Source organism: Acidovorax sp. SDU_ACID1, assembly GCF_045291395.1.
In the GTDB taxonomy this organism is placed as follows: Bacteria; Pseudomonadota; Gammaproteobacteria; order Burkholderiales; family Burkholderiaceae_C; genus MR-S7.
Window position 1 is genome coordinate 2,722,951 of the sequence record NZ_CP152342.1, and the last position, 25,969, is coordinate 2,748,919.

A 25,969-nucleotide genomic window follows, 5' to 3' on the forward strand; every position below is an offset into this window, starting at 1 on the left:
GACTACCGCGCCATAGCGCCTGGCCGCCAGGCATGGCCCGTGCATCATCGTGCGCATCCATGAACTGGCTCGCCCGACTCTCCCTCGACTACACCCGCCACGGCGGCCGCACCGCCGTGCATTTCACCCACCAGGGGCCGCTACGCCTGCTGCGCAGCCTCTACCCCGAGGGCGAGGGCATCTGCCACAACGTGCTGGTGCACCCGCCCGGCGGGCTGGTGGGCGGCGACGTGCTGGAGATCGGCGCGCGCGTGGGCGAAGGCGCGCACGCGCTGGTAACCACGCCCGGCGCCACGCGCTTCTACCGCAGCAACGGCCAGCCCGCCGCGCAGCGCACGCAATTGGTGCTGGACGCCGGTGCGCGGCTGGAGTGGCTGCCGCTGGAAACGCTGGCCTACGACGGCTGCGATGCGCACAACCGCCTCGACTTCGCGCTGGCCGAGGGCGCCGCGCTCATCGCCTGGGACGTGACGGCCTTCGGCCTGCCCCATGCCGGTGCACCGTTCACGCGCGGGCGCCTCGTGCAGCACCAGGAATGGGCAGGCCGCTGGCTGGAGCGCGGCACGGTGGACGCGCAGGACGCGCTGCTGATGGACGGCGCGCTGGGCCTGGCGGGCCACCGCTGCCTGGCCACGCTGCTGCTGGCCTGCGGCACCCCGCTGGCGCGGGAGGAACGCGAAGCGCTGCTGGATGCCGCGCGCGCCCTGCTCGACGCGCACCCGCAGGGCCACCTGTGCGGAGTGACCGCGCCCAACGACCACATGCTGGTGCTGCGCGGCCTCGCGCCCGTGGTGGAGCCGCTCATGCAACTGTGGCGCCAGGTGCGCGGCGCGTGGCGCGAGCGGCTCTGGGGCCTGCCCGCGGCGGCGCCGCGCATCTGGGCCATGTAGCGGTCAGATCGCCACCAGGCTGCGGATGTTCTTCTCGCGCATCTCGCTGCCCGGCCCGTGCGCGATGACCTCGCCGCGCTCCATCACCAGGTAGGCGTCGGCCAGTTCCTCGGCGAAGTCGTAGTACTGCTCGCACAGCAGGATGGCCATGCCGCGCTCCTTGGCGAGCATGCGTATCACGCGGCCGATGTCCTTGATGATGCTGGGCTGGATGCCCTCGGTGGGCTCGTCGAGGATCAGCAGCTGCGGCCCCGGCGCCAGCGCGCGGGCGATGGCGAGCTGCTGCTGCTGCCCGCCCGAGAGGTCGCCGCCGCGCCGGTGCAGCATCTCCTTGAGGACCGGGAACAGCGCGTACAGATCGTCCGGTATGGGCGTACCCGCCGGGCGGTAGGCCAGACCCATGCGCAGGTTGTCCTCCACGCTGAGGCGCGCGAAGATCTCGCGCCCCTGCGGCACGAAGCCGATGCCGGCGCGAACGCGCTCGTAGGTCGCGCGGCCGGGCAGCGCCAGGCCGTTCCACTCGATGGCGCCTTGCCGGATCGGCACCAGGCCCATCAGGCACTTGAGCAGCGTGGTCTTGCCCACGCCGTTGCGGCCCAGCAGCACGGTGACCTGGCCAGCCTCGGCCGTGAGGCTGACGCCGCGCAGGATGTGCGAGCCGCCGTAGTATTGGTGCAGGTCCTGGACTCTGAGCATGTTTTTGGCCTCTAGCGCTTATCCAGCATTCGCTGGCAGCTATTGTTTTTATACATATCGGTCTGCATCGCCCGCGCCGCATGAAACCGGCACGCCCCAAGCCAGGGCAGCCGAGCAAGGGCCGCCCCGTAGCGAGGGCGGCGTCCCCCGCCCGCATTGCGCAGCAATGCGAGAGCGGGGGAAGGCGCGCAGCGCCACAGGGGGTGTTCCATATCAGCGCCCCAGATAGACTTCGATCACGCGCTCGTCGGACTGCACTTGGTCGAGCGTGCCTTCGGCCAGCACGCTGCCGTCGCACAGCACCGTCACCTTCTCGCTGATGGCGCGGATGAAATGCATGTCGTGCTCTACCACCATCAGCGAGTGCCGGCCCTTGAGCGAGAGGAACAGCTCGGCCGTGCGCGCGGTTTCCTCGTCGGTCATGCCGGCGACGGGCTCGTCGAGCAGCAGCAGCTTCGGGTCCTGCATGAGCAGCATGCCGATCTCCAGCCACTGCTTCTGGCCGTGGCTCAGCTCGCCCGCCAGGCGCGCCTCGCTGCCGGCGAGGTGGATGGTGTGCAGCACCTCGGCCAGCCGGCCGCTCTGCGCGCTGTCGAGCCGGAAGAACATCGAATGCCGCACGCCCTTGTGCGTCTTCAGCGCGAGTTCGAGGTTCTCGAACACGCTGAGGTGCTCGAACACCGTGGGCTTCTGGAACTTGCGGCCGATGCCGAGCTGCGCGATCTGCGGCTCGTTGTGGCGCAGCAGGTCGATGGTGGAGCCGAAGAACACCGTGCCTTTGTCGGGCCGCGTCTTGCCGGTGATGATGTCCATCATCGTGGTCTTGCCCGCGCCGTTGGGGCCGATGATGCAGCGCAGCTCGCCGGGGGCAATGTCGAGGTGCAGGCCGTTGATGGCCTTGAAGCCGTCGAAGCTGACGTGCACGTCCTCCAGGTACAGGATGCGGCCGTGGGTCACGTCCACCTCGCCGGGGACGGCCGGGCGCGCGTAGCCTGGGCTGCGGCCGCCCGAAGCGGCGGCGGCCGGTGCGGGAGCCGCGCGCCCGAAGCGCTGCGCGCCCGCCTCCATCAGATCGGGTGTCATGCCTTGCCCCTTTCTTGCGGCGCAGCAAGCCGACCACGCCGTTCGGCAGGAACAGCGTCACGGCGATGAAGAGCAGCCCGAGGAAGTAGAGCCAGAACTCCGGCGCCACCACGGTGAGCCAGCTCTTGGCGCCGTTGACGATGAATGCGCCCGCGATGGGGCCGATCAGCGTGGCGCGCCCGCCGACTGCCGCCCACACGGCCATTTCGATCGAGGCGGCGGGGCTCATTTCGCCGGGATTGATGATGCCCACCTGCGGCACGTAGAGCGCCCCGGCCACGCCGCACATCATGGCGCTGATGACCCAGATGGTGAGCTTGTAGGGCAGCGGCGCGTAGCCCGAGAACATCACACGGCTTTCCGCGTCGCGGATGGCTTGCAGCACGCGGCCGAACTTACTTTGTACGAGCCAGCGCGCCAGCAGGTAGAAGCCCAGCAGCGTGCAGCCCGTGATGACGAACAGGGCCATGCGCGTTTCCTGCGTGGCGATGGCGAAACCCGCGATGCGCTTGAAGTCGGTGAAGCCGTTGTTGCCGCCGAAGCCCGTCTCGTTGCGGAAGAACAGCAGCATGGCCGCATAGGTGAGCGCCTGCGTGATGATGGAAAAGTACACACCCTTGATGCGTGAGCGGAACGCGAACCAGCCGAACACGAAGGCCACCAGCCCCGGCACGGCCACGATGAGCACCAGCGTGGCGGCGAAGCTGTCCGACAGCGCCCAGTGCCACGGCATCTCCTTCCAGTCGAGGAACACCATGAAGGCGGGCAGGCCGTCAGGCCCGGCAGCGTCGCGCATCAGGTGCATGCCCATCACGTAGCCGCCGAGCGCGAAGAACAGGCCGTGGCCCAGGCTGAGGATGCCGGTGTATCCCCAGATCAGGTCCATCGCCAGCGCCACGATGGCGTAGCACATGATCTTGGCCGTGAGCGCCACCGCGTAGTCCGACAGGTGCAACGCGCTGCCCGGCGGCACCCACAGGTTGAGCGCGGGCGCGAGCGCGCACACCACCAGCAGCGCGGCGAAGAACGCGCCCCAGCCCTTGCGCGTGAGCAGCGGCTTGCGGCCAGGCAGTTGAATCGGTATGGATAGGGTTGTCATGTCAGTTTTCCATCGTGCTGCGCACTACCCATGCGCCATGCAACTGGCGCGCGCCATGCGCGGGCAGCCGCGCAAGGGCCGCCCCGCCGCGCTGGCTGCGTCCCCCTGCCCGCAACGCGCAGCGTTGCGAGAGCGGGGGAAGGCGCGAAGCGACTCAGGGGGGTGTTTCATGGTCATTCCGCGCTGCGGCCCTTCATGGCGAAGATGCCCTGCGGCCGCTTCTGGATGAAGGCGATGATGAACACCAGCACGGCGATCTTGGCGAGCACCGCGCCCGTCCAGCCTTCGAGGAATTTGTTCAGCACGCCCAGCCCCAGCGCGGCATAGACGGTGCCCGCGAGCTGGCCCACGCCGCCGAGCACCACGACCATGAACGAATCGACGATGTAGCTCTGGCCCAGGTCCGGCCCCACGTTGCCCACCTGGCTGAGAGCGCAGCCTGCCAGCCCGGCGATGCCGCTGCCGAGCGCGAAGGCCATGGTGTCCACCCGCGCGGTGTTCACGCCCATGCACGAGGCGATGGGCCGGTTCTGCGTCACGCCGCGCACGAACAATCCCATGCGCGTGCGCGCAATCACCCAGGCCACCAGCGCCAGCACGGCGAACGCGAAGGCGATGATGACGAGCCGGTTGTAGGGCAGCGTGAGGTTGGGCAGCGCCTGCCAGCCGCCGCTCATCCACGACGGGTTTTCCACCGCGACGTTCTGCGCGCCGAACACGGTGCGCACGAGCTGCATCAGGATCAGCGAGATGCCCCAGGTGGCGAGCAGCGTCTCCAGCGGGCGGCCATAGAGGAAGCGCAGCACGCCGCGCTCCAGGATGGCACCGACGAGCGCCGACGCGAGGAAGGCCGCGGGCACGGCCGCGATCAGGTAGGCATCGAATGCGCCGGGCAGGTATTTCTGGAACAGGCCCTGCACCAGATAGGTGGCATAGGCGCCGATCATCATCAGCTCGCCGTGCGCCATGTTGATGACGCCCATGAGCCCGTAGGTGATCGCGAGGCCCAGGGCGACCAGCAGCAGGATGCTGCCCAGGCTGACGCCCGTGAAGGCCACGCCCAGGCGCTCGCCCCAGGCGAGCTGGTCGTCCACCTGCGCAAGCGCGCGGCGCAGGGCGGCCTGCACCTTTTCGTCGCGCTCCTGCGCTAACCGCTCGCTGAGCAGCAGGCGCGTGGCGGGGCTGGCGTCTTCCAGCAGCGTGGCGATGGCGGCCATGCGGCCCATCGCGTCGCCGCTGTTCAGCTGCACGCTGGCGCGGATCTGCTCCAGCGCCCGCTTCACGCGCGCGTCGCTCTCCTGCGCCAGCGCCTTGTCGATGAGCGGCAGGCGCTCGGCCGTCGCACCCTGGCGCATGGCCTGCGCGGCCTGCAGGCGCTGCCCGGCATCGGGCGCGAACAGGTCGAGCGCGGCCAGCGCAGCGCCGATGGCAGAGCGCATGCGGTTGTTGTTGCTCACGTCCTCCGCGCCCTCGGGCAGTGTCACGTCCTGCCCGGTCGCCGGATCTTGCGCCTGGCCGTCCTTGACGATCAACGCGCGGCCGTCCGCGACGGCCACCTCGCCCTCGGCCAGCGCGCGCAGAAAGGCGGCGGTGCGCGCATCGGGCTGCTCGGCCACTGCCGTCTGCATGGCGGCGATGCGGCCCGCGCTGTCGCCCTGCGCCATCGCCAGCGCGGCTTCGGGCGTGAGCGCGTGGACCAGGTGCACGCCGCCCATGCAGGCCATCCACACCAGCGTTCGCAACAACAGTTGTCTCAACATACGAACCTCAAAAAAACGGCGCGGCGCGCGACTGTGCGCGCCGCGCCGAAGGCTGCCCACCAGGGCGAGGAGACTCGGGAGTTACTTCTTTTCAGGCTCGTCCTTCTTCTTGTCGTTGCCGTCGATGTACGGGCTCCAGGGCTGGGCCTTCACGGGCGCCTTGGTCTTCCAGACGACGTTGAACTGGCCGTCGGCCTTGATCTCGCCGATCAGCACCGGCTTGTGCAGGTGGTGGTTCTTGGCGTCCATGGTCAGCGTGAAGCCGCTGGGCGCCTTGAAGGTCTGCCCGGCCATCGCGGGGATCACCTTGTCGGGGTCGGTGCTCTTGGCTTTCTCCACCGCCTGCTTCCACATATGGATGCCGACGTAGGTGGCTTCCATCGGGTCGTTGGTCAGCGGCTTGGTCGATTGGCCGGGCAGCTTCTTGGCCTTGGCGTAGGCGCTCCACTGCTTGATCCAGGCATCGTTCGTGGGGTTCTTCACGCTCATGAAGTAGTTCCACGCGGCGAGGTGGCCCACGAGCGGCTTGGGGTCGAGGCCGCGCAGCTCTTCCTCGCCCACGCTGAAGGCGACCACGGGCACGTCGGTGGCCTTCAGGCCCGCGTTGCCCAGCTCCTTGTAGAAGGGCACGTTGGAGTCGCCGTTGATGGTGGAGACGACCGCCGTCTTGCCGCCGGCAGAGAACTTCTTGATGTCGGCCACGATGGTCTGGTAGTCGCTGTGGCCGAAGGGGGTGTAGGTCTCCATGATGTCCTTGTCGGCCACGCCCTTGGCCTTGAGGAAGGCGCGCAGGATCTTGTTGGCCGTGCGCGGGTACACGTAGTCGGTGCCCAGCAGCACCCAGCGCTTGGCACTGCCGCCGTCCTCGCCCATCAGGTATTCCACGGCGGGAATGGCCTGCTGGTTGGGCGCGGCGCCGGTGTAGAAGACGTTCTTGGAGAGTTCCTCGCCCTCGTACTGCACGGGGTAGAACAGCAGCGCGTTGTTCTCCTCGTAGACCGGCAGCACCGACTTGCGGCACACCGAGGTCCAGCAGCCGAAGGTGACGGCCACCTTGTCCTGGCCGATGAGCTGCTTGGCCTTCTCGGCCGCCAGCGGCCAGTTGGAGGCCGTGTCGATCACCACGGGCTCCAGCTTCTTGCCGAGCACGCCGCCCTTAGCGTTGATGTCCTCGATGGTCATCAGCGCCATGTCCTTGAGCGCGGTTTCCGAGATTGCCATCGTGCCGGAGAGCGCATGCAGCACGCCCACCTTGATGGTGTCCGCCGCATGCGCGGCGAGCGGCAGGCTGGCGATGGCCGCAGCGGCGGCGAGGGTCTGGAGGGTGAAACGGCGCGGGTTCATCACGATGCGATCCTTGGCTGTCGATGGAGAAGGCCGCCATCTGCGAAAACGGCGGGACTGCTCTCGTCTTGCAAGCACCGTGCCACCGCGCCTTCTCACGCTCGTGGTGCAAAAGCGGCGGCGCAGGCACCATGACGGCCAGCCACGCACCAGCATCGGGCGCGCGCCATGCACCACGGCGGCGACGCACAGGCACCGTTTTTGCATATCCCGGTGCATGGAGCTGACACCGCGTGTTCGGCCGGTATTCCTGGCCGCACGAACTGATTAATCGAGCCTTAAGCGAAGCGAAATGGAACTGACACCTCGTGAAAAAGACAAGCTGCTGATCTTCACCGCCGCGCTGCTGGCCGAGCGCCGCAAGGCGCGCGGGCTCAAGCTCAACTACCCCGAGGCCGTGGCCCTCATCAGCGCCTTCGTGATGGAAGGCGCGCGCGACGGGCGCACCGTGGCCGAGCTGATGAGCGCGGGCCGCACCGTACTCGCGCGCGCCGACGTGATGGAGGGTGTGGCCGAGATGATCCCGGACATCCAGATCGAAGCCACCTTTCCCGACGGCACCAAGCTGGTGACCGTGCACGAGCCCATCATTTGAAGCCTTTTTTGCCTCCAGCCCTTATCCACCAAGCACGAACAGCTATGAAAAAGATACTGCCCCTCTCCCTCGCCGCCCTGCCCTTCGCGGCTCTTGCCCACGTGGGCGGACAGCCGCACACGCATGGCGTGGCGGACAGCTTCGCGCACGCCTTCGTGCATCCGTTCACGGGCCTCGACCACCTCGCCGCCATGCTGGCCGTGGGCGCCTGGAGCGCGCTGGCCGTGCGGCCCGCGTGGCGTGCGCCCGCCGCGTTCGTGGCGCTGCTGGTGCTGGGTGCGCTGGCAGGCTTCAGTGGCCTGTGGGTGCCTGGGGTGGAGCCGATGATCGCCGCCTCGGTGCTGGTGCTCGGCCTGCTCGTGGCCGTCCACAAGCGCATGCCCTGGGGCGCAGCCGCTGCCCTGGCCGGCGTGTTCGCGTTCTTCCACGGCGCGGCGCATGGCTATGAACTGGCGGGCGATGGCGGCGGCGCCGCCTTCGGCGCGCTGGCGGGTATGGCGGCGGGCTCGGCCGTGCTGCACGTCGCGGGCATGCTGCTGGGCCATGCGGTGATGCAGCGCCACCAGTGGATCGCCCGCGCGGGCGGCGCGGCCACGGCACTGCTGGGTGTGTTCATGCTGACGCGATGGGCCTGACATGATTCCCGGTGAACTCATCCCAGGCGACGGCGCGCACGCGCTCAACCCCGGCCGCCGCACGCTCGCGCTGGTGGTGAAGAACGCGAGTGACCGGCCGATCCAGGTCGGCTCGCACTACCACTTCGCCGAGGCCAACGCGGGGCTGGAATTCGACCGCGACAGCGCACGCGGCATGCGCCTCAACATCGCGAGCGGCATGGCCGTGCGTTTCGAACCGGGCCAGCAGCGCACGGTGGAACTCGTCGATTTTTCCGGTGCGCGCCGCGTGTTCGGCTTTCGCGGACTGGTGCAGGGAGATTTGTGATGGCAAGCATCGACCGGCGCGCCTACGCCGAAACCTATGGCCCCACCGTGGGCGACCGCCTACGGCTGGCCGACACGGGCCTCGTCATCGAGGTGGAACGCGACTTCACCCTGGCCGCAGGCGGCTATGGCGAAGAAGTGAAGTTCGGCGGCGGCAAGACCATCCGCGACGGCATGGCGCAATCGCAGCGCACGCGGGCCGAGGGCGCCGTGGATACCGTGCTGACCAATGCGCTGATCCTCGACCACTGGGGCATCGTCAAGGCCGACATCGGCCTGAAGGACGGGCGCATCGCCGCCATCGGCAAGGCGGGCAATCCCGACACGCAGCCGGGCGTGGATATCGTGATCGGGCCCGGCACCGAGATCATCAGTTGCGAGGGCCATATCGTCACTGCGGGCGGCATCGACTGCCACATCCACTTCATCTGCCCGCAGCAGATCGAGGAGGCGCTCGCCAGCGGCGTCACCACCATGATCGGCGGCGGCACCGGCCCGGCCACCGGCACCTTTGCCACCACCTGCACGCCGGGGCCGTGGCACATCGAGCGCATGCTGCAAGCGGCCGACGCCTTTCCGATGAACCTGGGCTTCCTCGGCAAGGGCAACGCCAGCCTACCCGGCGCGCTGCACGAACAGATCCACGCGGGCGTGATCGGACTGAAACTGCACGAGGACTGGGGCACCACGCCCAGCGCGATCAGCAACTGCCTGGACGTGGCGGAGCTGGAGGACGTGCAGGTGGCCATCCACTCCGACACGCTCAACGAATCGGGCTTCGTGGAGGACACCATCGCGGCGACCAAGGGCCGCACGCTGTGCGCCTTCCACACCGAGGGCGCGGGCGGCGGCCATGCGCCCGACATCCTGAAAGTGGTGGGCGTGGAGAACTTTTTACCCAGCTCCACCAACCCCACCATGCCTTTCACGCGCAACACGCTGGACGAGCACGTGGACATGCTCATGGTGTGCCACCACCTCGACCCCGCGATCGCCGAGGACCTGGCCTTCGCCGAGAGCCGCATCCGCAAGGAAACCATCGCCGCCGAGGACATCCTGCACGACATGGGCGCCATCAGCATGATGAGCAGCGACAGCCAGGCCATGGGCCGCGTGGGCGAGGTCATCATCCGCACCTGGCAGACGGCGCACAAGATGAAGGCACAGCGCGGCACATTGCCCGAGGACAGCGCGCGCAACGACAACTTCCGCGCCAGGCGCTACGTCGCCAAGTACACGATCAACCCCGCCATCGCCCACGGCATCAGCCACGAAGTCGGCAGCCTGGAGGCAGGCAAGTGGGCCGACATCGTGATCTGGAAGCCCGCGTTCTTCGGCGTCAAGCCCGCGTGCATCCTCAAGGGCGGCAGCATCGCGATGGCGGCGATGGGCGACCCGAACGCCAGCATCCCCACCCCGCAGCCCGTGCACTACCGGCCGATGTTCGGCGCCTTCGGCGGCAATACCGCGCGCAGCTCGCTCACCTTCGTCTCGCAAGCCGCGCTGGACGCGGGCGTGGGCCAGCGCTACGGCCTCGCCAAGCGCCTTGCGGCAGCGAAGAACATGCGTGGCGTGAAGAAGGGCCATATGGTCCACAACGGCCTGGCGCCGCGCATGGAGGTGGACGCGCAGACCTATACGGTGCGCGCCGATGGCGAATTGCTGGTGTGCGAGGCGGCGACCAGCCTGCCGATGGCGCAACGGTATTTCCTGTTCTGATGCGCGGCGCATCGTCCGCCAGACACGCCACCGCCGCTTGCCTGCTGGCCCTGGCACACACCGCCCAGGCCCAGACACCCGTACTGGACGCGGTGGAGGTCAAGGGCGAATCCGCGCGCGGCGGCGCGGCGGCGTACTCCACCACCACGCTGGAGACACAGGACATCCAGAACGCCCACATCACCCGCCCCGAGGATCTGCTGCGCCAGGTGCCCGGCATGAACGTGCAGGACTACCAGCTCCCGGGCGTTGGCAACGCCATCGTGATGCGCGGATTCGGCGGCGGCGGGCATGGCGGGGACGTGGGCGTGGTGCTGGACGGCATCCCGCTCAACGAGGCCATGTCGCATGCCGACGGCTACGTCGATCTGAACGTCATCGTGCCGCTGGAGATCGATCGCTTCACCGCCTACAAGGGGCCGGTGTCCGCCCTGTATGGCAACTTCAACCGCGCGGGGCTGCTGGCGATCGAGACGCGCAAGGGCGGCGAGTACAAGGAAGTGGATGCGAGCATCGCCTCCCACGGCACGTTGGATGCGCAGGCCGCGCTGGGCCTCAAGCCCAGCGAGGGGCAGACGCTCAACCTCGCCGCGCAGCACTACCGCTCCGATGGCTTTCGCACCCAATCGAGCACGGAGCGCACCACGCTGGCCGCGCGCTGGAGCAAGGCCGTCACGCCTGCGCTAGAGATCGCGCTCTCGGGCCGCCTGCACCAGGGCGACGGCGATTCGCCCGGCTACGTGACGGCGGCGCGCTTCGCCACCGACCCCTACGGCAAGGAGCCGCAGGCCATGCTCGACGGATCGAAGAAGCACTTCGCCACGCTGCGCGCGGACGTGCAGTACACGATCGCGCCGGAACTCCAATGGCTCACCTTTGCCTACACCACGCGGCAGGACTTCACGCGCTGGTTCAGCCGCCCCGTGAGCAGCAGCGCCTGGCGCCAGCGCGAGGAGACCTATGACCGCACGGTCTATGGCGCGGGCACCAGCCTGAATGGCCGCCACTTCACGGCGTTCACGCCGATTAACTGGGTTGCGGGCATCGAAACCTTCCGCGAAACCACGGACTACCAGTTCCACGATGGCGAGAACGACCGCATGCGCACCGCGCCGCCAGGGCTCGACCGGCGCACGCGGCTGAACAGCGTGTCGGCCTTCGCCGAAGTGGATGCGCCCGTGCACCCGCTGTTCCAGCCCTCGTTCGGCCTGCGCTGGGATCGCTTCACCGGTAATTGCCGTCCGCTGGGCCCCGAGACCGACAGTGCCGACTGCGGCCCGCTGGCGCGCATGTCGCACGCCAGCCCCAAGATAGGCGTGCGCTCGCAACTGCTGCCCGGCGTGCTGGCGCGTGCGAGTTGGTCGGAAGGCTTCGCGCTGCCCGACGAGTTCGCCAAATACGCGCTGGGCGCGCGCACGCTCGGCCCCAACATCTTCCGCCAGACCGAAGTCGGCGCGCAGATCCAGCCCTTCGCGGGCCTGACGCTGGACGTGGCCGTGTACCGGCTGCTGTCGTCGGATGAAATCCGCGCCGTGGCGCCCGGCCTCTACGAGAACTACGGCGCCACGCGCCGCAGCGGCGTCGAGGCCAGCGTCCTCTGGGCCGCCACGCGCCAGCTCGATCTGTCGCTGGCCTGGGGCAGCGCGCATTCGCGCGTCACGCAGAACGCCGACCCCGCCATGCCCGGCAAGCAGGTGGCCGGCGTGCCGCGCACCACCACCACGGTGAGCGCCGCATGGCGCCCCGTAGCAGGCTGGGAAGGCACGCTCGCCTGGCGCCGCGTGGGCCGCTACGCGGTCAACGCCGGCAACAGCGTCAGCTATGGCGGCTACGCCATCTGGGACGCGGGCGTGAACTACGCCGTGCCCGGCACCGGCTATCGGCTTTACGCCACCGTCGCCAACCTCACGGACAAGGTGTATGCCTCCTCATCGTCCTTCATGGGCGGCGGTACCCAGGTCTTCGCCCCCGGCGTGCCGCGCACGTTCCGCATCGGCGTGCAGGCGCAGTTCTGATCCACAGGAATCTTCACCATGCGTTTTCTCTCCACCCTCTCCGCGCTCGCTTGCGCCGCAGCCCTCGCCACGCCCGCACTGGCCCACAACGTCTGGCTGGAGCCCGACGCGGGCGGAGGCTACGTCGTGCAGTTCGGCGGGCACGAAGGCGTGCTCGAAACCTTCCGGCCCGAAAAGCTCAAGAGCGTGCAGGCCTTCGACCAGCGCGGTCGCAGCATCCCCGTGAAAATCGAGCCGCGTGAAGGCGGCGTGCGCGTGCGGCCCGAGCGCCAGGCCGCCATGCTGGCCGTGCATTTCGACAACGGCTACTTCAGCCGCGCGGGCGACGGGCCGATGGTGGAAAAGCCCATGAACGAAAACCCCGGCGCCACCAGCGGCGTGCACGCCGTCAAGTACCACAAGACCCTCATCGCCTGGGGCGCGTTCGCCCGGCAGCCGCTGGGCCAGCCGTTCGAGATCGTGCCGCTCGCCCACCAGACGCCGCATGCGGGCCAGCCGCTGCGCGTGCAGGCGCTGCTGGACGGCAAGCCGGCCGAGGGCATCCGTCTCTCACTCGGCGAGAAAGGCGCGCCCGTCACGACCGCCGCCGACGGCACGGCCACGGTGACGCCGGTGGCGGGCATCAACCAGTTGCTGGCGATCCGCCGCGCGCCCGTAGCGGGCGATGCACGCACGACAAGCCTGAGCTACGAATACCTGCTGGCCTTTCCGGTTCATGAATGAAATATGCCTCCAGCGCTTATGCACCAAGCGCAAGCAGCTATTGTTTTTGATAGCACAAGGCTACATATGGCTCCTGAGCTGAAACGCCCCGCCCGGCGCGCCCCGCCCCGTCTGCGCGAACCATGCCAGCCAGTCGCTCACCGCGATCACCGGCGCACCGCGCACGGCGGGCGGCAGGGCCTCATAGACCAGCACCGGCATCTCCTGCGTGCCGCCCTGCGCCAGCGCAACGGGCAGGGTCAGCAGGCGCTTGGCGTATTCGCCCACGTCCTCGGGCCACAGCCCTTCGATACGGTCGAGCTGCTGCTCCAGCGCGGAGTCGAGCGCATAGACCTCGGCCTGCACCGGCTGCGTGCCGGCGAGGCACAGGCCCGGATACCACCCCAGGTCGTGCAGCGTGCCCGTCAGCACCGTGCTGCCCACACGCGCGAGACCGGGCCGCAGGCGCGCGACGTCGTTGACGCCACCCGCGCGCAAGGTGCCATAGACGGCCACCCAGGCCGCGCCGCAGGGCAGCCATGAAGAAGATTTTTCAGTCACCATAGGCCGATCATCCAAGCAGGAACCACGCCATGCTCACCGCCAACAAACTCCTGGCCCAGGGCCAGGGCCTTTCGCCCGTCCTCCTCAAGCGCGCCGCCACCGTGGAACTCGACTGGGACGTGCGCCAGAAAAGCCGCTTTTCCGCGACAGACAGCCAGGGCCGCCAGCTCGCCGTCTTCCTGCCGCGCGGCCAGGCCGTGCGCGGCGGCGACGTGCTGGTGGCCGAGGACGGCAGCCTGGTTCGCGTGCTGGCCGCACCGCAGAAGGTGCTGCGCATCACGGCGTGCGCGCAGCACGGCTCGGCGTTCGACCTGATGCGCGCCGCCTACCACCTGGGCAACCGCCACGTGCCCATCGAGCTGCAGCCCGACCACCTGAAGATCGAGCCCGACCACGTGCTGGCCGACATGCTGCGCGCCATGCACATGACGGTGGAGGCAGCCGATCTGCCCTTCGAGCCCGAGGGCGGCGCCTACGGAGGGCATGTGACCAACGACGGCCACAGCCATCACGGACATGGCCACAGCCATGGTCACGGCCACGCGCATGACCACTGAGTCCCTCGCGCCCGGCAGCCTGCTGCAGCTGATGTGGCTGGCCTCGCCCGCGCTGCCCATCGGCGGCTTTTCCTACTCCGAAGGGCTGGAGGCGGCCGTCCATGCCGGGCTGGCCGCGACGGAGCAGGAAGCGGGCGACTGGCTGGTGCAGCAATTGCAGCTCGCCCAGACACGCGGCGACATGGCCGCCATCGCGCAGGCCCTGCATGCCTGGGCCGCGCATGACCTAGAGCGCATCGCCGCCCTCAACGCCTGGGTGCGCACCACGCGCGAAACCGGCGAGCTGCGCCTGCAGGCCGAGCAGATGGGCCGCTCGCTCGTCGACTGGCTGCGCAACCGCCATGCGGGCGATGCCGGGCGGCAAGACACCATCGCCTGGCTGGCCGCGCACGATGCGGCCTACCCCATCGCCTTTTCCTACGCCGCACATTGCACCGGCGCCGCGCCGCAGGGTGCCCTGCTGGCCTACGCCTTCGGCTGGGCCGAGAACATGGTGCAGGCCGCCATCAAGGCCGTGCCGCTGGGCCAGAGCAGCGGCCAGCGCATCCTGGCGCGGCTGAGCCAGGAGATCCCCGCCGCCGTGGAGCACGCCCTGGCCCTGCCGGACGCCGCACGGCAAGCGTTTTCGCCCATGCTGGCCATCCTCTCGGCCCGGCATGAACACCAGTACTCACGCCTCTTCAGATCATGACCACCGCACTGCACCACATCCCCCACCGCACCAAGAAGCTGCCCCCGCTGCGCGTGGGCATCGGCGGGCCCGTCGGCTCGGGCAAGACCACCATCCTGGAGATGCTCTGCAAGGCGATGCGCGACCGATGGGACCTGGTCGCCATCACCAACGACATCTACACCAAGGAAGACCAGCGCCTGCTCACCATCAGCGGCGCGCTGCCGCCCGAGCGCATCCTGGGCGTGGAGACGGGCGGCTGCCCGCACACGGCGATCCGCGAAGATGCCTCCATCAACCTGGAGGCCATCGACCGCATGCTCAGCGCATTCCCCGATGCCGACATCGTCTTCATCGAATCGGGCGGCGACAACCTCGCCGCCACGTTCAGCCCGGAGCTCTCCGACCTCACGATCTACGTGATCGACGTGGCCGCGGGCGAGAAGATCCCGCGCAAGGGCGGCCCCGGCATCACCAAGAGCGACCTGTTCGTCATCAACAAGACCGACCTGGCGCCGCACGTGGGCGCCAGCCTGGAGGTGATGCACGCCGACACCACGCGCATGCGCACCACGCCCAAGGGGCTCAAGCCTTTCGTGATGACCAACCTGAAGACGCAGCAGGGCCTGGATGCGGTGGTGGACTTCATCGAACGGCAAGGCCTGCTGCGGGCGGGGTGAGGCCGGGCGGTGCAATGCGCGTCCCATGAGAAAATCGCGGGTTACTCCCCAACAAGACACACAGGACACCGCAACCATGGACGCAGAACACATCAACCTCATCGGCACCACCCTCGAAGACCTGTCCACCCGGACGCAAGAGTTACGGAGGTATCTTTGACTACGATGCCAAGTACGAACGCCTGCGCACGGTAAACGCCTCTCTGGAAGACCCGAACGTCTGGAACGACCCCAAGAAGGCGCAGGAACTGGGCAAGGAAAAGAAGCTCCTGGACGGCGTGGTGCTCACGCTGGAGAAGCTCACCGCCGAACTGGCCGACAACGCCGAGCTCTACGAGATGAGCAAGGAGGAAGGCGACGAGGCAGGCCTGGTCACCATCGAGGCCGAGACCGACAAGCTGCGCCCGCTCATCGAGGAGCTGGAGTTCCGCCGCATGTTCAGCAAGGAGGCCGATCCGCTGAACTGCTACGTCGACATCCAGGCCGGCGCCGGCGGCACCGAGGCCTGCGACTGGGCCGGCATGCTGCTGCGCCAGTACCTCAAGTACGCCGAGCGCAAGGGCTTCAAGGCCACCGTGGACGAAGAGACGCCCGGCGACGTGGCCGGCATCAAGAGCGCCACGATCCACATCGAGGGCGAATACGCCTACGGCCTGCTGCGCACCGAAACCGGCGTGCACCGCCTGGTGCGCAAGAGCCCGTTCGACTCCTCGGGCGGGCGCCACACCTCGTTCGCGTCGCTGTTCGTCTATCCCGAGATCGACGACTCGATCCAGATCGACATCAACCCCTCCGACGTGCGCACCGACACCTACCGCGCCAGCGGCGCGGGCGGCCAGCACATCAACAAGACCGATTCGGCCGTGCGCCTGACCCACATTCCCACGGGCATCGTGGTGCAATGCCAGGATGGCCGCAGCCAGCACAGCAACCGCGACGTGGCCTGGCAGCGCCTGCGCTCCAAGCTCTACGAGCACGAGATGCAAAAGCGCATGGAAGAGCAGCAAAAGCTCGAAGACACCAAGACCGACGTGGGCTGGGGCCACCAGATCCGCAGCTACGTGCTGGACAACAGCCGCATCAAGGACCTGCGCACCAACGTCGAAGTCTCCGCCACGCAGAAGGTGCTGGACGGCGACCTGGACGTGTTCATCGAAGCCTCGCTCAAGCAGGGCGTGTAAGCGCCCGAAGGAATCATGATGAAAGAAGGACAAGCCACCGCCATCCACCGTCTGGACTACGCGCCGCCCGCGTTCTGGATCGACACGGTGGATCTCGCGTTCGACCTGGACCCGGCCAAGACCCGCGTGCTGAACAGGATGCGCCTGCGCCGCAATCCGGCCGTGGCGCCCCAGCCGCTGCGCCTGCACGGCGAGGAGCTGAACCTGGCGCGCGTGATGGTCAACGGCGCGGGCACCTCGTTCAAGATGGACGGCGGCCAGCTCGTGCTGGAGAACCTGCCCGAAGGCGAAGAGCCGTTCGACCTGGAAATCTTCACCACCTGCGCGCCGGCGAAGAACACGCAGCTCTCGGGCCTGTACGTGAGCGGCGACACCTTCTTCACCCAGTGCGAGGCCGAGGGCTTCCGCCGCATCACCTACTTCCTCGACCGGCCCGACGTGATGGCGAGCTACACCGTCACCCTGCGCGCCGACAAGGCCGCGTACCCGGTGCTGCTCTCCAACGGCAACCTCGTCGAAAGCGGTGACCTGCCGGAAGGCCGTCACTTCGCCAAGTGGCACGACCCGCACAAGAAGCCCGCCTACCTGTTCGCGCTGGTGGCGGGCAAGCTCGTCGCGCGCGAGCAGAAGATCAAGAGCCGCGCGGGCCGCGACCACCTGCTGCAGGTCTACGTGCGCCCCGGCGATCTGGAAAAGACCGAGCACGCGATGAACTCGCTGATGGCCAGCATCGCCTGGGACGAGGCGCGCTTCGGGCTCTCGCTCGACCTCGACCGCTTCATGATCGTCGCCACCAGCGACTTCAACATGGGCGCGATGGAGAACAAGGGCCTGAACGTCTTCAACACCAAGTACGTGCTGGCGAGCCAGGCGACCGCCACCGACGTGGACTTCGCCAACATCGAGAGCGTGGTCGGCCACGAGTACTTCCATAACTGGACGGGCAACCGTGTCACCTGCCGCGACTGGTTCCAGCTCTCGCTCAAGGAAGGCCTCACCGTCTTCCGCGACCAGGAGTTCAGCCAGGACATGGCGGGCAGCCCCTCGGCGCGCGCCGTCAAGCGCATCGAGGACGTGCGCGTGCTGCGCACCGTGCAGTTCCCCGAGGACGCCGGCCCCATGGCCCACCCCGTGCGGCCCGACAGCTACGTCGAGATCAACAACTTCTACACCGTCACCATCTACGAAAAGGGCTCGGAAGTCGTGCGCATGCAGCACAACCTCGTGGGCCGCGACGGTTTCGCCAAGGGCATGACGCTCTACTTCGAGCGCCACGACGGCCAGGCCGTCACCTGCGACGACTTCGCGCAGGCCATCGCCGATGCGAATCCCGGCAGCGAGTTGGCGCAGCGCCTCGACCAGTTCAAGCGTTGGTACAGCCAGGCCGGTACGCCGCGCGTGAAGGCCGAGGGTCGCTATGACGCCGCAGCGCAGACCTACACGCTCACCCTCTCGCAAAGCTGCCCCGCCACGCCGGGCCAGCCGGAAAAGCAGCCCTTCGTCATCCCCGTGGCGCTGGGCCTGCTCGGTGCCGACGGTGCCGCCCTGCCCCTGCAACTGCAGGGCGAAGCGGCCACGGGCGCCGCAGACCGCACCGTGGTGCTGACCGAGCCGAGCATGACGCTCACCTTCGTCAATGTGCCCAGCCAGCCCGTGCCCTCGCTGCTGCGCGGCTTCAGCGCGCCCGTCATCCTGGAGTGCGACTACACCGACGAGCAGTTGCTCACTCTGCTCGCGCACGACACCGACGCCTTCAACCGCTGGGAGGCCAGCCAGCGTCTGATGCTGCGCATTGCTATTAATGCAATAGCTGCCAGCGCAGACCAGACAAGCGCTGGAGGCCAAAATCTCTTGCAACCCGCGTTCGTGCAGGCCATGCGCGACGTGCTGCGCCACCCGCAGCTCGACGCGGCGTTCAAGGACCTGGTGCTCACCCTGCCCTCGGAAAGCTACATCGCCGAGCAACTCGACATGGTCGATCCCCAGCGCATCCATGCCGTGCGCGAGGCGCTGCGCATGGAGCTCGCCACCGCGCTGCGCGGCGACTGGGAATGGGCCTGGGAAACGCATCAGGACTGCGGCGCCTACCGCCCCGACGCCGTGAGCAGCGGCCGCCGCGCGCTCGCGGGCAGCGCACTCGCCATGCTCTGCCTGGCCGCGCGCGAAAGCGGCGACGCCGTGTGGCCCGGCAAGACCTACCAGCGCTTCAAGGATGCGGGCAACATGACCGACCGCTTCAACGCGCTCTCGGCCCTCGTCACCAGCGGCCACGAACTCGCGGCGCCCGCGCTCGGGCGCTTCCACCAGATCTTCAAGGACGACGCACTGGTCATCGACAAGTGGTTCGCCCTGCAGGCCAGCCGCCCCGACCATGGCGGCGACGTGCTGCCCGCCGTGCGCCAGCTCATGAAGCATCCCGACTTCAACCTGAAGAACCCCAACCGCGCGCGCAGCGTGATCTTCAGCTATTGCAGCGCCAACCCCGGCGGCTTCCACCGCGCCGACGCGGCAGGCTACGTGTTCTGGGCCGACCGCGTGCTGGAGCTCGACAGCCTGAACCCGCAAGTCGCGTCGCGCCTGGCGCGTGCGCTCGACCGCTGGAGCAAACTCGCCGAGCCCTACCGCACGGCCGCGCGCGAAGCCATCGCCCGCGTGGCCGCCAAGCCCGATCTGTCCAACGACGTGCGCGAGGTCGTCACCCGCGCCCTCGCCAATTGAAGGAGATTCTTGCAATGACCGAACGCATCAGCCTCACCCGCTACCTCGTCGAACAACAGCGCGTCGACGGCCGCATCCCGCCGCAGTTGCGCCTGCTGCTCGAAGTGGTGGCGCGCGCCTGCAAGCGCATCGCCCTCGCCGTGAACAAGGGCGACCTGGGCGACGTGATGGGCAGCGCCGGCTCCGAGAACGTGCAGGGCGAGGTGCAGAAGAAGCTCGACATCATCGCCAACGAAGTGCTGATCGAAGCCAACGAATGGGGCGGCCATCTGGCCGCGATGGCGTCCGAAGAAATGGACGGCATCTATGTCGTGCCCAACCGCTTCCCCCAGGGCGAATACCTGCTCATGTTCGACCCGCTGGACGGCTCGTCCAACATCGACGTGAACGTCAGCATCGGCACCATCTTCTCGGTGCTGCGCAAGCACCACGACGACCCCAACGCCGCCGAACCCGTGTCCGTGGACGACTTCCTGCAGCCCGGCTCCAGCCAGGTGGCGGCGGGCTATTGCATCTACGGCCCGCAGACCACACTGGTGCTCACCGTGGGCGACGGCGTGGCCATGTTCACGCTCGACCGCGAACAGGGCTCGTTCGTGCTCACGCGCGAGAACATCCGCATTCCCGAGGACACGAAGGAATTCGCCATCAACATGAGCAACATGCGCCACTGGGACGCGCCGGTCAAGCGCTACATCCAGGAGTGCCTGGCCGGCAAGGAAGGCCCGCGCGGCAAGGACTTCAACATGCGCTGGATCGCCAGCATGGTGGCCGACGTGCACCGCATCCTCATGCGCGGCGGCATCTTCATGTACCCCTGGGACAAGCGCGAACCGAACAAGCCCGGCAAGCTGCGCCTGATGTACGAGGCCAACCCCATGGGCTGGCTGGTCGAGCAGGCCGGCGGCGCCGCCACCAACGGCAAGCAGCGCATCCTCGACATCCAGCCCACCCAGCTGCACGAGCGCGTGAGCGTGATCCTGGGCTCGAAGAACGAGGTCGAGCGCGTGACCAGCTATCATTCCGGTATATAATTTCAGTCTTCGCCGGTGTAGCTCAGTCGGTAGAGCAGCTCATTCGTAATGAGAAGGTCGCGTGTTCGATTCATGTCTCCGGCACCAAGTCAGCAAAAGAAACCCCGCTATCCAGAAGATAGCGGGGTTTTTCTTTGGCCGTCCGATGTAAGGGCGGATGTAAGACGATTTCGGAAAAGCGGGCCAACACCAGGAACAGAAAAGCCCCGCGCAGGGGCTTCGGTCGGATTGCGCACCCCAGTGTGCGCGGGACCGCGCCTTATTCCTGGGGCTGGTTTTCCACGAAGGCGGGCAGCTTAATCAGCGCGGAGAAGTCCTGCACCAAGCCGGCCAGCGTGCTGGCCATAGGTGGAATCGGGGCGGCTGAATGCCCTGTGCCCCAGGTGGATAGCGCTTGCCGCCTGCCACCAGTTCAGGGAGAAATCGCCAGGGTCGCCAGCGCGCATCCGCTTCAGGTGCGCCAGAACCAAGTCTGCCGCCATCTCGGTGTCCACGTCGTCACTGCTCCAGTCGGCGTCATCACAGCGAACGGCACTCAGGTCCTCGACGCTGGAAATCATGAAGCCCAAAATCAGGCGCTCTACCTGCCGCACGCTGGGCAACTCTGAAGCACCAGCATTCACTACCGTTTCAATAGCTGCCAGCGCTTTCCCATCAAGCGCTGGTGGCGATTTCAGGCAAGGCTTCTCCGGGTCAGGCACCAGTGCGCAGGCGGCGAGGCAAGGCGTGGTGCTCATGCTGCACCACCTTTCTGTTCCTGGGCACCATCGATGATTCTCAGCGCCGCCACTGCGTCGCTCAACAGGTCGCCAAGCGCCCATAGGTATTCATCTTGCAGGGCATTCGACATGCAGCGGAAGCACTCGCCAGCGTTGCCATAGGTCATCATTGACATGGCATGAGCCTTAGTGACGGCGGCGTTCAGGGCGTCGTATGCGTCGAGGTTCTTTCTGATGGCGGCCATGGTTCAGCCCTCCACCAGTTGGTTGACGGATGCCCGCGCCTGCACCATTTTGCGCCGGGCGGCGGCGATGTTGCCGCGCTCGATGTAGCTGGCCGCCAGGTTGGCAGCATTGAAGGCGGCGAGAACGGCGGCTAGGTGGTGGGCGGGAATGGACGGATTGACCTGGATGGGCGCAGTGCGGCCCTGGGTTGCGGTCATGGATTCAGCTCCTTATCGAGACTGGAAATCCACCGTTTGCGTTCTTACGCGCAGCGGGTGGGCGGGATGTTAAGAACACGGGATAAGCCGTGCGGCCATCCTTACGGGTAGGCCCATCCCGCCCGAAAACATGAGGGCGATGCAGACGCACCAGCCCCAAAATTTGGGCGCGACAAAACCCCGCTTGTCGGTGGGGGCTGCAACCGCTTATCCAATGGTGTTCTTACGCACCGGGCCTTTCAGGCCGGACGGACTCTAGCACGATGTGGCTTACTTGCATCCCACTGGGTTTCCGAAAGGGCCAAACAGTCTTACCCGAGCATACGGCGGCGACGCTGAGGGGGTTTCGGTGGAACTTTGCCCAGCGCAACCAAGCGTCTCCCGGTCTGTTCAATGATGGCGCGCTCTATGTAAGCCAGCACGTCACTGCGCATCATCACCCAACTGCGGCCGATCTTGGCGCCGGCAATCCGCCCTTACCTAAGTAGCTTCTCGACAGAGTGAGGGTGAATTTTTAGAAGCTCTGCAGCTTCCTTGGCGCCTACAGTTTCGCTTTTCAAGTGTTCCATATCCACCTCGCGTGGGGTGCGCTCCTGTTGCGCCTTCCAGGCTTCGGCGATAGCTTCGGCAATCCAAGGGTTTCCAAGGAACTTCACGCCTTCGGCGTTGCCTTCTCGATACCGGCCGCGTTTCGCTTAAGGGTAGGCGCGGCTTTGCCTGCGGCCTCCTTCACGGGGCCGCCAGCTTCTTCATGGTCTTGCGGGGCATCATGCGGCGGCCAGGCGAGCAATGCCCAGCCCTGCATGGCGGCTCCCACCTGCAGCAGTGCAAGCGCTCGGTCTTCGCGCGGCGTCAGGGTCAGTACCTCGTCGCCGATCTCCAGCTTCACCGACCCATCAGACAGCACGGTCTTGCTGATGCAGCGCGCAGGCGGGTGAATCTCCACAGGAACGAACACGCCGCGCAGCACGCGCTTCAGCCTGCCGTCGTTCACCAGGGCGCGCATGCGGTCGTCAATGATGGACATCTTGAGCCCCGTCAGTTCGGCCACTATCTCGCGCGTGGCCACCTGCTCCAGAGCATGCAGTTCACACACTGCGTCGTAGACACGTTGGGTGCTTGTGGGGGCTGCTGTCATTGGTTGTCGGCATCTTCCGCACGAGGTTGACGGCACCCACTGGGTTGCCTGTTCCATTGAGCAGGCCCGCCGCGCCACGCAGAACTTCAACGCGGTCGAATTCGGTCATGTCATAGGAGATGAACGTATAGCTGCTACTCGACGTAGACATTGGCGCACCACCATCAATTTGAACGCTATCGATAGCGAAGCCACGTGAATAGATGTCTGTCAAACGGTGGCCGCTATCCTGTACCGTCAGACCCACGATCTGCTCTGCGGCCTTACCCAAGTCGGTAATGTTCTAATCCTCCAGCCTCTGCTTGGTAAGCACCGACACCGATTGCGGCATCTCACACATGGCCTGAGCCGTTTTGCCAACGGTGATGGCGTCGCTGGTGTATGAGCCTGTTCCCTCTGTCTCCCCCAGGCGCCGGGCCTCGACACGCACCTCGCGCAGGCTGTAGTCACCAGCAGAGGGGGGGCTGAGTGGGGCGAACAGGGGTCACCACAGCAGGCTGCTCCACCACGGTGAACGTACCGTTGCGCATGGTTTCCAGGCGCAGCCCGCTGCCGGCCAGCAGATGCTGCAGCGCCTCGCGCGGCGTATGGCTGCCGGACAGCGCCGGGCTTTGCCGCCCCTGCGTGAGCGCGGGGTCGAACGACAGCGCGATGCCGGCCGTGGCTGCTACTTCGGCCAGCGCGCGGCCCAGCGGGCCGGGGGCGATCTGGTAGGTCTGCACCGGGCCGTCGGCAGGCCTATCTGCGGCCTGGGTGGCCTGGGTGGCCTGGGCGGCGCCGGCCGCGATGGCCCAGCCCAGCAGAGCCAGGCGCGCGGCATGGGCCAGGGGGTGGATGGCGGAGGGAGAAGCGGGCATGGAAGGCAAGTCCTTTCGGGGCGTTCGGTGAAGGGGTTCACATGCCTTGCCAAGCGACGCGCCAAAGGGTCTCACCTTCCGGCAAAAAATTTCAGCGATCCGCCACCGTGACCCAGTAGCCGCCCCAGCGGCGATGGACCTGCAGCGCATGGGTGTCGGCCAGCATGGCCAGCGCCCGGTCGGTGTCGGCCAGCGGGTATGCGCCCGAGACCTTGCGCCGCGCCACCTCCGGCGCGCAGTGCAGCAGGCCGGGCCGGTAGCGCACGAGTTGCGCGCAGACCTCGGTCAGCGGCATGGCGTCGGCCATCAGCATGCCGTGCACCCAGGCGTGGTCCTGCGGCGCCACGGGGCGCAGCGGCCCGGCGCCCTGCCCGGTGACCACGGTCTGGCGGCCGGCCGGCACCACCAGGGCGGGCGCGGAGGCGCCGCGCGGCGTAACCTCCACCGCGCCCTCGGTGACGGCCAGCAGCACGGCGGTGCCGTCCAGCCGCACGGTGAAGCGCGTGCCCAGCGCGCGCAGCCGGCCCAGGGCGGTGTGCACGATCAACGGCCGGCGAGCGCCGCCCGGGTCGGGCGCGGTTTGCAATGAAATCGCCCCCTGGCGCATATGCAGCAAGCGCTGGGCGCTATCGAATTCGATGTCATCGGCACTGGCCGTGTCGAGCACGAGGCGGCTGCCGTCGGCCAGCGTGACGGTGCGCTGCTCGCCCGTGGCTGTGCGCAGGTCGGCTGTCCAGCCCTGTTCCTGCGCCAGGCGCCAGCCCAGCCAGCCCGCGGGCGCCACGGCCAGCAGCGCGGCCAGCCGGGCCACGGTGGCGCGGCGGCTGCGGCGCGCCGGGCGGTCCAGCGCGGGCCGGGCCAGGGCGGGCGGCAGGCCGCCGAGCATGCCCATGAGCCGCTCGGCGCGCTCCCAGGCGCGCACGTGCGCGGGGCTGGCCTGGCGCCAGCGCTCGAAGTCGGCGCGTTCGGCGGCGGTCATGCCCTCGCCGTGCTGGCGCATCAGCCAGTCGGCCGCTTCGTCGAGCAGGCGCGCGTCCATGGCCGTCAGTCCATCAGCGCCAGGCACTGGCGGAAGGCCTGGGCCATGTAGCGCTTGACGCTGGTGAGCGACACGCCGAGCTGCCGGGCGATGTCCTCGTACTTCATACCGTCCAGCTGCGACAGCAGGAACGCGCGCCGCGCCAGCGGCGGCAGCGCATCGAGCATGGCGTCGATCTCGTGCAGGGTCTCCAGCACCACGGCGCGCTGCTCGGGCGACGGCGCCTCGGGCGCTGGCAGCAGGGCCAGCGCCTCCAGGTAGGCGCGCTCCAGCGCCTGGCGCCGGCACCAGTTGATCAGCACGCCCCTGGCCACCGTGGTCAGGTAGGCGCACGGCACGTCGATGGCCTGCGGCTCGCGCGCGCCCAGGATGCGCACGAAGGTGTCCTGCGCCAGGTCGGCCGCGTCGAAGGCGTTGCCCACCTTCTTGCGCAGCCAGCCTTGCAGCCAGCCGTAGTGGGTGGTGTAGAGGGCGGCGACGTCGCGCTGCAGCGGGTTCGGAAGGGAGGTCGCGGAGCGCCCGGCCTGGTGCGCATACACCGGCGCATCGCGTCCTGAATGCGCCCCTCTCCTACCCGGCAGTGTGCGCACCTGCGGTAAGGTCCTGCCATGAACCACACATCTTTTTTCACCAAGGCCATGCCCGCACTGGGCTTGGCCGCCCTGCTGGCCGCCTGCGGCAGCTCGCCGCAAGGAGCGTCCGTGACCCCCACCCCGCCGCCCGCCAACGCATCCACGCAACTGCAAGCCTATGACTGGGATCTGGCCGCCGCCTACGACGGGCGCGGGCAGGCCGCGCCCGGCTGGCGGCTGGACGGGCGCCCGGCCGCGCGGCTGCACTTCGGCGGCCAGCAGCTCTCGGTGCAGAACCTGTGCAACACGCTGGGCGCGGGCTATACGCTGGAAGGCAGCCGCCTGCAGGTGAGCCGCCCCATGTCCACCCTGCGCGCCTGCGCCGACCGCGACCTGATGGCCCTGGAGCAGCGCGTGGCCGCGCAGTTGCCCCAAGCCCAGCGCGTGGACCTGCGCAGCGGCGCGGCGCCGCAGCTGGTGCTGCACTTCGCCGACGGCAGCCGCTGGGAGCTGGCCGGCACGCCCACGCCGCAGACGAAATACGGCGGCGCCGGCGAGCGCATCTTCCTGGAAGTGGCGCCCCAACGCGCCGCCTGCAGCCACGGCGTGATGAAGGGCGCGCAGTGCCTGCGCGTGCGCGAGGTCCGCTATGGCGACAACGGCGTGAAGCTGGGCACGGGCGAATGGCAGCTGTTCTACAGCGAGATCGAGGGCTACACGCACGAGCCCGGCATCCGCAACGTGCTGCGCGTGAACCGCTTCAAGCGCCAGAACGTGCCGGCGGATGCCTCGGCCTACGCCTACGTGCTGGACATGGTGGTCGAGTCCGAGCGCACGCGCTGAAAGCGGCGCGCCGGCGCCGCATGCGAAAAAGCCGGTGCATGCACCGGCTTTTTCCTTGGAAACGGCCCGCAGCGCCCGGCCAGAAAGCGCGGGCAGCTACGGACTCCATG

General features: G+C 67.9%; 27 protein-coding genes, 1 tRNA gene and 1 pseudogene. 15 read left to right on the forward strand and 14 right to left on the reverse strand.

The window, feature by feature from the left end; genetic code table 11:
• The first annotated feature begins 59 nt into the window (after positions 1–59).
• Entirely contained in the window at positions 60–890 is an 831-nt protein-coding gene (locus AAG689_RS13420; RefSeq protein ID WP_406622473.1) for an urease accessory protein UreD, read from the forward strand.
• Between the two features lie 3 nt (positions 891–893).
• Here the strand turns inward: AAG689_RS13420 and urtE are convergent, their stop codons facing one another.
• From urtE to urtA, 5 genes and pseudogenes are all read right to left on the reverse strand, one after another.
• Complete coding sequence (gene urtE, locus AAG689_RS13425; protein ID WP_406622474.1) at positions 894–1,586, reverse strand: urea ABC transporter ATP-binding subunit UrtE; 693 nt, start codon at positions 1,584–1,586, stop codon at positions 894–896.
• A gap of 213 nt (positions 1,587–1,799) precedes the next feature.
• On the reverse strand, positions 1,800–2,669 hold the full coding sequence (urtD, locus tag AAG689_RS13430) for an urea ABC transporter ATP-binding protein UrtD (RefSeq protein ID WP_406622475.1): 870 nt from the start codon (positions 2,667–2,669) through the stop codon (positions 1,800–1,802).
• 1 nt (position 2,670) lies between these two features.
• A pseudogene (gene urtC, locus AAG689_RS13435) lies at positions 2,671–3,768 on the reverse strand (urea ABC transporter permease subunit UrtC); the annotation flags it as partial.
• Between the two features lie 173 nt (positions 3,769–3,941).
• Positions 3,942–5,528 carry an urea ABC transporter permease subunit UrtB gene (gene urtB, locus AAG689_RS13440; protein ID WP_406622476.1) on the reverse strand — a complete coding sequence of 529 codons (1,587 nt, stop codon included), beginning with the start codon at positions 5,526–5,528 and terminating at the stop codon, positions 3,942–3,944.
• An 81-nt stretch (positions 5,529–5,609) separates the two neighbouring features.
• A complete protein-coding gene (gene urtA / locus AAG689_RS13445) occupies positions 5,610–6,872 on the reverse strand; it encodes an urea ABC transporter substrate-binding protein (RefSeq protein WP_406622477.1) in 1,263 nt (420 codons plus the stop codon).
• 292 nt (positions 6,873–7,164) lie between these two features.
• Between urtA and ureA the strand changes: the two genes are divergently transcribed.
• From ureA to AAG689_RS13475, 6 genes are read left to right on the forward strand one after another with little or no spacing between them, the layout of a single operon-like run.
• Positions 7,165–7,467: an urease subunit gamma gene (gene ureA / locus AAG689_RS13450; RefSeq protein ID WP_406622478.1), complete on the forward strand. Its 303-nt coding sequence runs from the start codon at positions 7,165–7,167 to the stop codon at positions 7,465–7,467.
• Positions 7,468–7,511: 44 nt separating this feature from the next.
• A complete protein-coding gene (locus AAG689_RS13455) occupies positions 7,512–8,102 on the forward strand; it encodes a HupE/UreJ family protein (protein WP_406622479.1) in 591 nt (196 codons plus the stop codon).
• Position 8,103: 1 nt separating this feature from the next.
• Positions 8,104–8,409: an urease subunit beta gene (locus AAG689_RS13460; protein ID WP_406622480.1), complete on the forward strand. Its 306-nt coding sequence runs from the start codon at positions 8,104–8,106 to the stop codon at positions 8,407–8,409.
• Positions 8,409–10,127: an urease subunit alpha gene (gene ureC, locus AAG689_RS13465; RefSeq protein WP_406622481.1), complete on the forward strand. Its 1,719-nt coding sequence runs from the start codon at positions 8,409–8,411 to the stop codon at positions 10,125–10,127. Before AAG689_RS13460 ends, ureC begins: the two co-directional genes overlap by 1 nt.
• On the forward strand, positions 10,127–12,142 hold the full coding sequence (locus AAG689_RS13470; RefSeq protein WP_406622482.1) for a TonB-dependent receptor: 2,016 nt from the start codon (positions 10,127–10,129) through the stop codon (positions 12,140–12,142). Before ureC ends, AAG689_RS13470 begins: the two co-directional genes overlap by 1 nt.
• Before the next feature lie 18 nt (positions 12,143–12,160).
• On the forward strand, positions 12,161–12,865 hold the full coding sequence (locus AAG689_RS13475) for a DUF4198 domain-containing protein (protein WP_406622483.1): 705 nt from the start codon (positions 12,161–12,163) through the stop codon (positions 12,863–12,865).
• A gap of 60 nt (positions 12,866–12,925) precedes the next feature.
• Here AAG689_RS13475 and AAG689_RS13480 read toward each other — a convergent pair whose 3' ends face one another.
• A complete protein-coding gene (locus AAG689_RS13480) occupies positions 12,926–13,408 on the reverse strand; it encodes a gamma-glutamylcyclotransferase (RefSeq protein WP_406622484.1) in 483 nt (160 codons plus the stop codon).
• 29 nt (positions 13,409–13,437) lie between these two features.
• Here AAG689_RS13480 and ureE point away from each other — a divergent pair, with 29 nt between their 5' ends.
• The 7 genes from ureE to AAG689_RS13515 all read left to right on the forward strand — a co-directional run bounded on the left by ureE (position 13,438) and on the right by AAG689_RS13515 (position 20,335).
• Positions 13,438–13,965: an urease accessory protein UreE gene (gene ureE, locus AAG689_RS13485; protein ID WP_406622485.1), complete on the forward strand. Its 528-nt coding sequence runs from the start codon at positions 13,438–13,440 to the stop codon at positions 13,963–13,965.
• Positions 13,955–14,656: an urease accessory protein UreF gene (locus tag AAG689_RS13490; protein ID WP_406622486.1), complete on the forward strand. Its 702-nt coding sequence runs from the start codon at positions 13,955–13,957 to the stop codon at positions 14,654–14,656. Before ureE ends, AAG689_RS13490 begins: the two co-directional genes overlap by 11 nt.
• On the forward strand, positions 14,653–15,315 hold the full coding sequence (gene ureG, locus AAG689_RS13495; RefSeq protein ID WP_406622487.1) for an urease accessory protein UreG: 663 nt from the start codon (positions 14,653–14,655) through the stop codon (positions 15,313–15,315). Before AAG689_RS13490 ends, ureG begins: the two co-directional genes overlap by 4 nt.
• A gap of 76 nt (positions 15,316–15,391) precedes the next feature.
• A protein-coding gene (gene prfB, locus AAG689_RS13500) for a peptide chain release factor 2 (protein WP_144425164.1) occupies positions 15,392–16,496 on the forward strand; the annotation gives its coding sequence in 2 pieces (ribosomal slippage) (positions 15,392–15,472 and positions 15,474–16,496; 1,104 coding nt in all).
• Between the two features lie 18 nt (positions 16,497–16,514).
• Complete coding sequence (gene pepN, locus AAG689_RS13505; protein WP_406622488.1) at positions 16,515–19,214, forward strand: aminopeptidase N; 2,700 nt, start codon at positions 16,515–16,517, stop codon at positions 19,212–19,214.
• A gap of 14 nt (positions 19,215–19,228) precedes the next feature.
• Entirely contained in the window at positions 19,229–20,248 is a 1,020-nt protein-coding gene (locus AAG689_RS13510) for a class 1 fructose-bisphosphatase (RefSeq protein WP_406622489.1), read from the forward strand.
• 11 nt (positions 20,249–20,259) lie between these two features.
• Positions 20,260–20,335 (forward strand) — tRNA-Thr (locus tag AAG689_RS13515).
• Between the two features lie 209 nt (positions 20,336–20,544).
• Here the strand turns inward: AAG689_RS13515 and AAG689_RS13520 are convergent.
• The 8 genes from AAG689_RS13520 to AAG689_RS13555 form a co-directional block, all read right to left on the reverse strand.
• The gene (locus AAG689_RS13520) at positions 20,545–20,985 is read right to left on the reverse strand and encodes a hypothetical protein (protein ID WP_406622490.1); all 441 of its coding nucleotides are present in this window, start codon (positions 20,983–20,985) and stop codon (positions 20,545–20,547) included.
• Positions 20,982–21,212: a hypothetical protein gene (locus AAG689_RS13525; protein WP_406622491.1), complete on the reverse strand. Its 231-nt coding sequence runs from the start codon at positions 21,210–21,212 to the stop codon at positions 20,982–20,984. The genes AAG689_RS13520 and AAG689_RS13525 overlap by 4 nt, the downstream gene beginning before the upstream one ends.
• Positions 21,213–21,215: 3 nt before the next feature.
• On the reverse strand, positions 21,216–21,410 hold the full coding sequence (locus AAG689_RS13530) for a hypothetical protein (RefSeq protein ID WP_406622492.1): 195 nt from the start codon (positions 21,408–21,410) through the stop codon (positions 21,216–21,218).
• A gap of 652 nt (positions 21,411–22,062) precedes the next feature.
• Positions 22,063–22,548 carry a hypothetical protein gene (locus AAG689_RS13535; protein WP_406622493.1) on the reverse strand — a complete coding sequence of 162 codons (486 nt, stop codon included), beginning with the start codon at positions 22,546–22,548 and terminating at the stop codon, positions 22,063–22,065.
• Positions 22,499–22,819 (reverse strand): TonB-dependent receptor plug domain-containing protein, encoded by a 321-nt coding sequence (locus tag AAG689_RS13540; RefSeq protein ID WP_406622494.1) that lies wholly within the window; start codon positions 22,817–22,819, stop codon positions 22,499–22,501. The genes AAG689_RS13535 and AAG689_RS13540 overlap by 50 nt, the downstream gene beginning before the upstream one ends.
• 175 nt (positions 22,820–22,994) lie before the next feature.
• On the reverse strand, positions 22,995–23,405 hold the full coding sequence (locus tag AAG689_RS13545; RefSeq protein ID WP_406622495.1) for an STN domain-containing protein: 411 nt from the start codon (positions 23,403–23,405) through the stop codon (positions 22,995–22,997).
• A gap of 91 nt (positions 23,406–23,496) precedes the next feature.
• Positions 23,497–24,444, reverse strand: coding sequence for a FecR domain-containing protein (locus AAG689_RS13550; protein WP_406622496.1), 948 nt, complete (start codon positions 24,442–24,444; stop codon positions 23,497–23,499).
• A gap of 5 nt (positions 24,445–24,449) precedes the next feature.
• The gene (locus tag AAG689_RS13555) at positions 24,450–24,935 is read right to left on the reverse strand and encodes a sigma-70 family RNA polymerase sigma factor (RefSeq protein WP_406626340.1); all 486 of its coding nucleotides are present in this window, start codon (positions 24,933–24,935) and stop codon (positions 24,450–24,452) included.
• 117 nt (positions 24,936–25,052) lie between these two features.
• Between AAG689_RS13555 and AAG689_RS13560 the strand changes: the two genes are divergently transcribed.
• A complete protein-coding gene (locus AAG689_RS13560; protein ID WP_406622497.1) occupies positions 25,053–25,859 on the forward strand; it encodes a DUF4377 domain-containing protein in 807 nt (268 codons plus the stop codon).
• The last annotated feature ends 110 nt before the right edge of the window (positions 25,860–25,969 follow it).

Coding starts and splice junctions, on each gene's coding strand:
- AAG689_RS13420 (WP_406622473.1), top strand. CDS start 60: ATGAACTGGCTCGCCCGACTCTCCCTCGACTACACCCGCCACGGCGGC.
- urtE (WP_406622474.1), bottom strand. CDS start 1,586: ATGCTCAGAGTCCAGGACCTGCACCAATACTACGGCGGCTCGCACATC.
- urtD (WP_406622475.1), bottom strand. CDS start 2,669: ATGACACCCGATCTGATGGAGGCGGGCGCGCAGCGCTTCGGGCGCGCG.
- urtB (WP_406622476.1), bottom strand. CDS start 5,528: ATGTTGAGACAACTGTTGTTGCGAACGCTGGTGTGGATGGCCTGCATG.
- urtA (WP_406622477.1), bottom strand. CDS start 6,872: ATGAACCCGCGCCGTTTCACCCTCCAGACCCTCGCCGCCGCTGCGGCC.
- ureA (WP_406622478.1), top strand. CDS start 7,165: ATGGAACTGACACCTCGTGAAAAAGACAAGCTGCTGATCTTCACCGCC.
- AAG689_RS13455 (WP_406622479.1), top strand. CDS start 7,512: ATGAAAAAGATACTGCCCCTCTCCCTCGCCGCCCTGCCCTTCGCGGCT.
- AAG689_RS13460 (WP_406622480.1), top strand. CDS start 8,104: ATGATTCCCGGTGAACTCATCCCAGGCGACGGCGCGCACGCGCTCAAC.
- ureC (WP_406622481.1), top strand. CDS start 8,409: ATGGCAAGCATCGACCGGCGCGCCTACGCCGAAACCTATGGCCCCACC.
- AAG689_RS13470 (WP_406622482.1), top strand. CDS start 10,127: ATGCGCGGCGCATCGTCCGCCAGACACGCCACCGCCGCTTGCCTGCTG.
- AAG689_RS13475 (WP_406622483.1), top strand. CDS start 12,161: ATGCGTTTTCTCTCCACCCTCTCCGCGCTCGCTTGCGCCGCAGCCCTC.
- AAG689_RS13480 (WP_406622484.1), bottom strand. CDS start 13,408: ATGGTGACTGAAAAATCTTCTTCATGGCTGCCCTGCGGCGCGGCCTGG.
- ureE (WP_406622485.1), top strand. CDS start 13,438: ATGCTCACCGCCAACAAACTCCTGGCCCAGGGCCAGGGCCTTTCGCCC.
- AAG689_RS13490 (WP_406622486.1), top strand. CDS start 13,955: ATGACCACTGAGTCCCTCGCGCCCGGCAGCCTGCTGCAGCTGATGTGG.
- ureG (WP_406622487.1), top strand. CDS start 14,653: ATGACCACCGCACTGCACCACATCCCCCACCGCACCAAGAAGCTGCCC.
- pepN (WP_406622488.1), top strand. CDS start 16,515: ATGAAAGAAGGACAAGCCACCGCCATCCACCGTCTGGACTACGCGCCG.
- AAG689_RS13510 (WP_406622489.1), top strand. CDS start 19,229: ATGACCGAACGCATCAGCCTCACCCGCTACCTCGTCGAACAACAGCGC.
- AAG689_RS13520 (WP_406622490.1), bottom strand. CDS start 20,985: ATGAGCACCACGCCTTGCCTCGCCGCCTGCGCACTGGTGCCTGACCCG.
- AAG689_RS13525 (WP_406622491.1), bottom strand. CDS start 21,212: ATGGCCGCCATCAGAAAGAACCTCGACGCATACGACGCCCTGAACGCC.
- AAG689_RS13530 (WP_406622492.1), bottom strand. CDS start 21,410: ATGACCGCAACCCAGGGCCGCACTGCGCCCATCCAGGTCAATCCGTCC.
- AAG689_RS13535 (WP_406622493.1), bottom strand. CDS start 22,548: ATGACAGCAGCCCCCACAAGCACCCAACGTGTCTACGACGCAGTGTGT.
- AAG689_RS13545 (WP_406622495.1), bottom strand. CDS start 23,405: ATGCCCGCTTCTCCCTCCGCCATCCACCCCCTGGCCCATGCCGCGCGC.
- AAG689_RS13550 (WP_406622496.1), bottom strand. CDS start 24,444: ATGGACGCGCGCCTGCTCGACGAAGCGGCCGACTGGCTGATGCGCCAG.
- AAG689_RS13560 (WP_406622497.1), top strand. CDS start 25,053: ATGAACCACACATCTTTTTTCACCAAGGCCATGCCCGCACTGGGCTTG.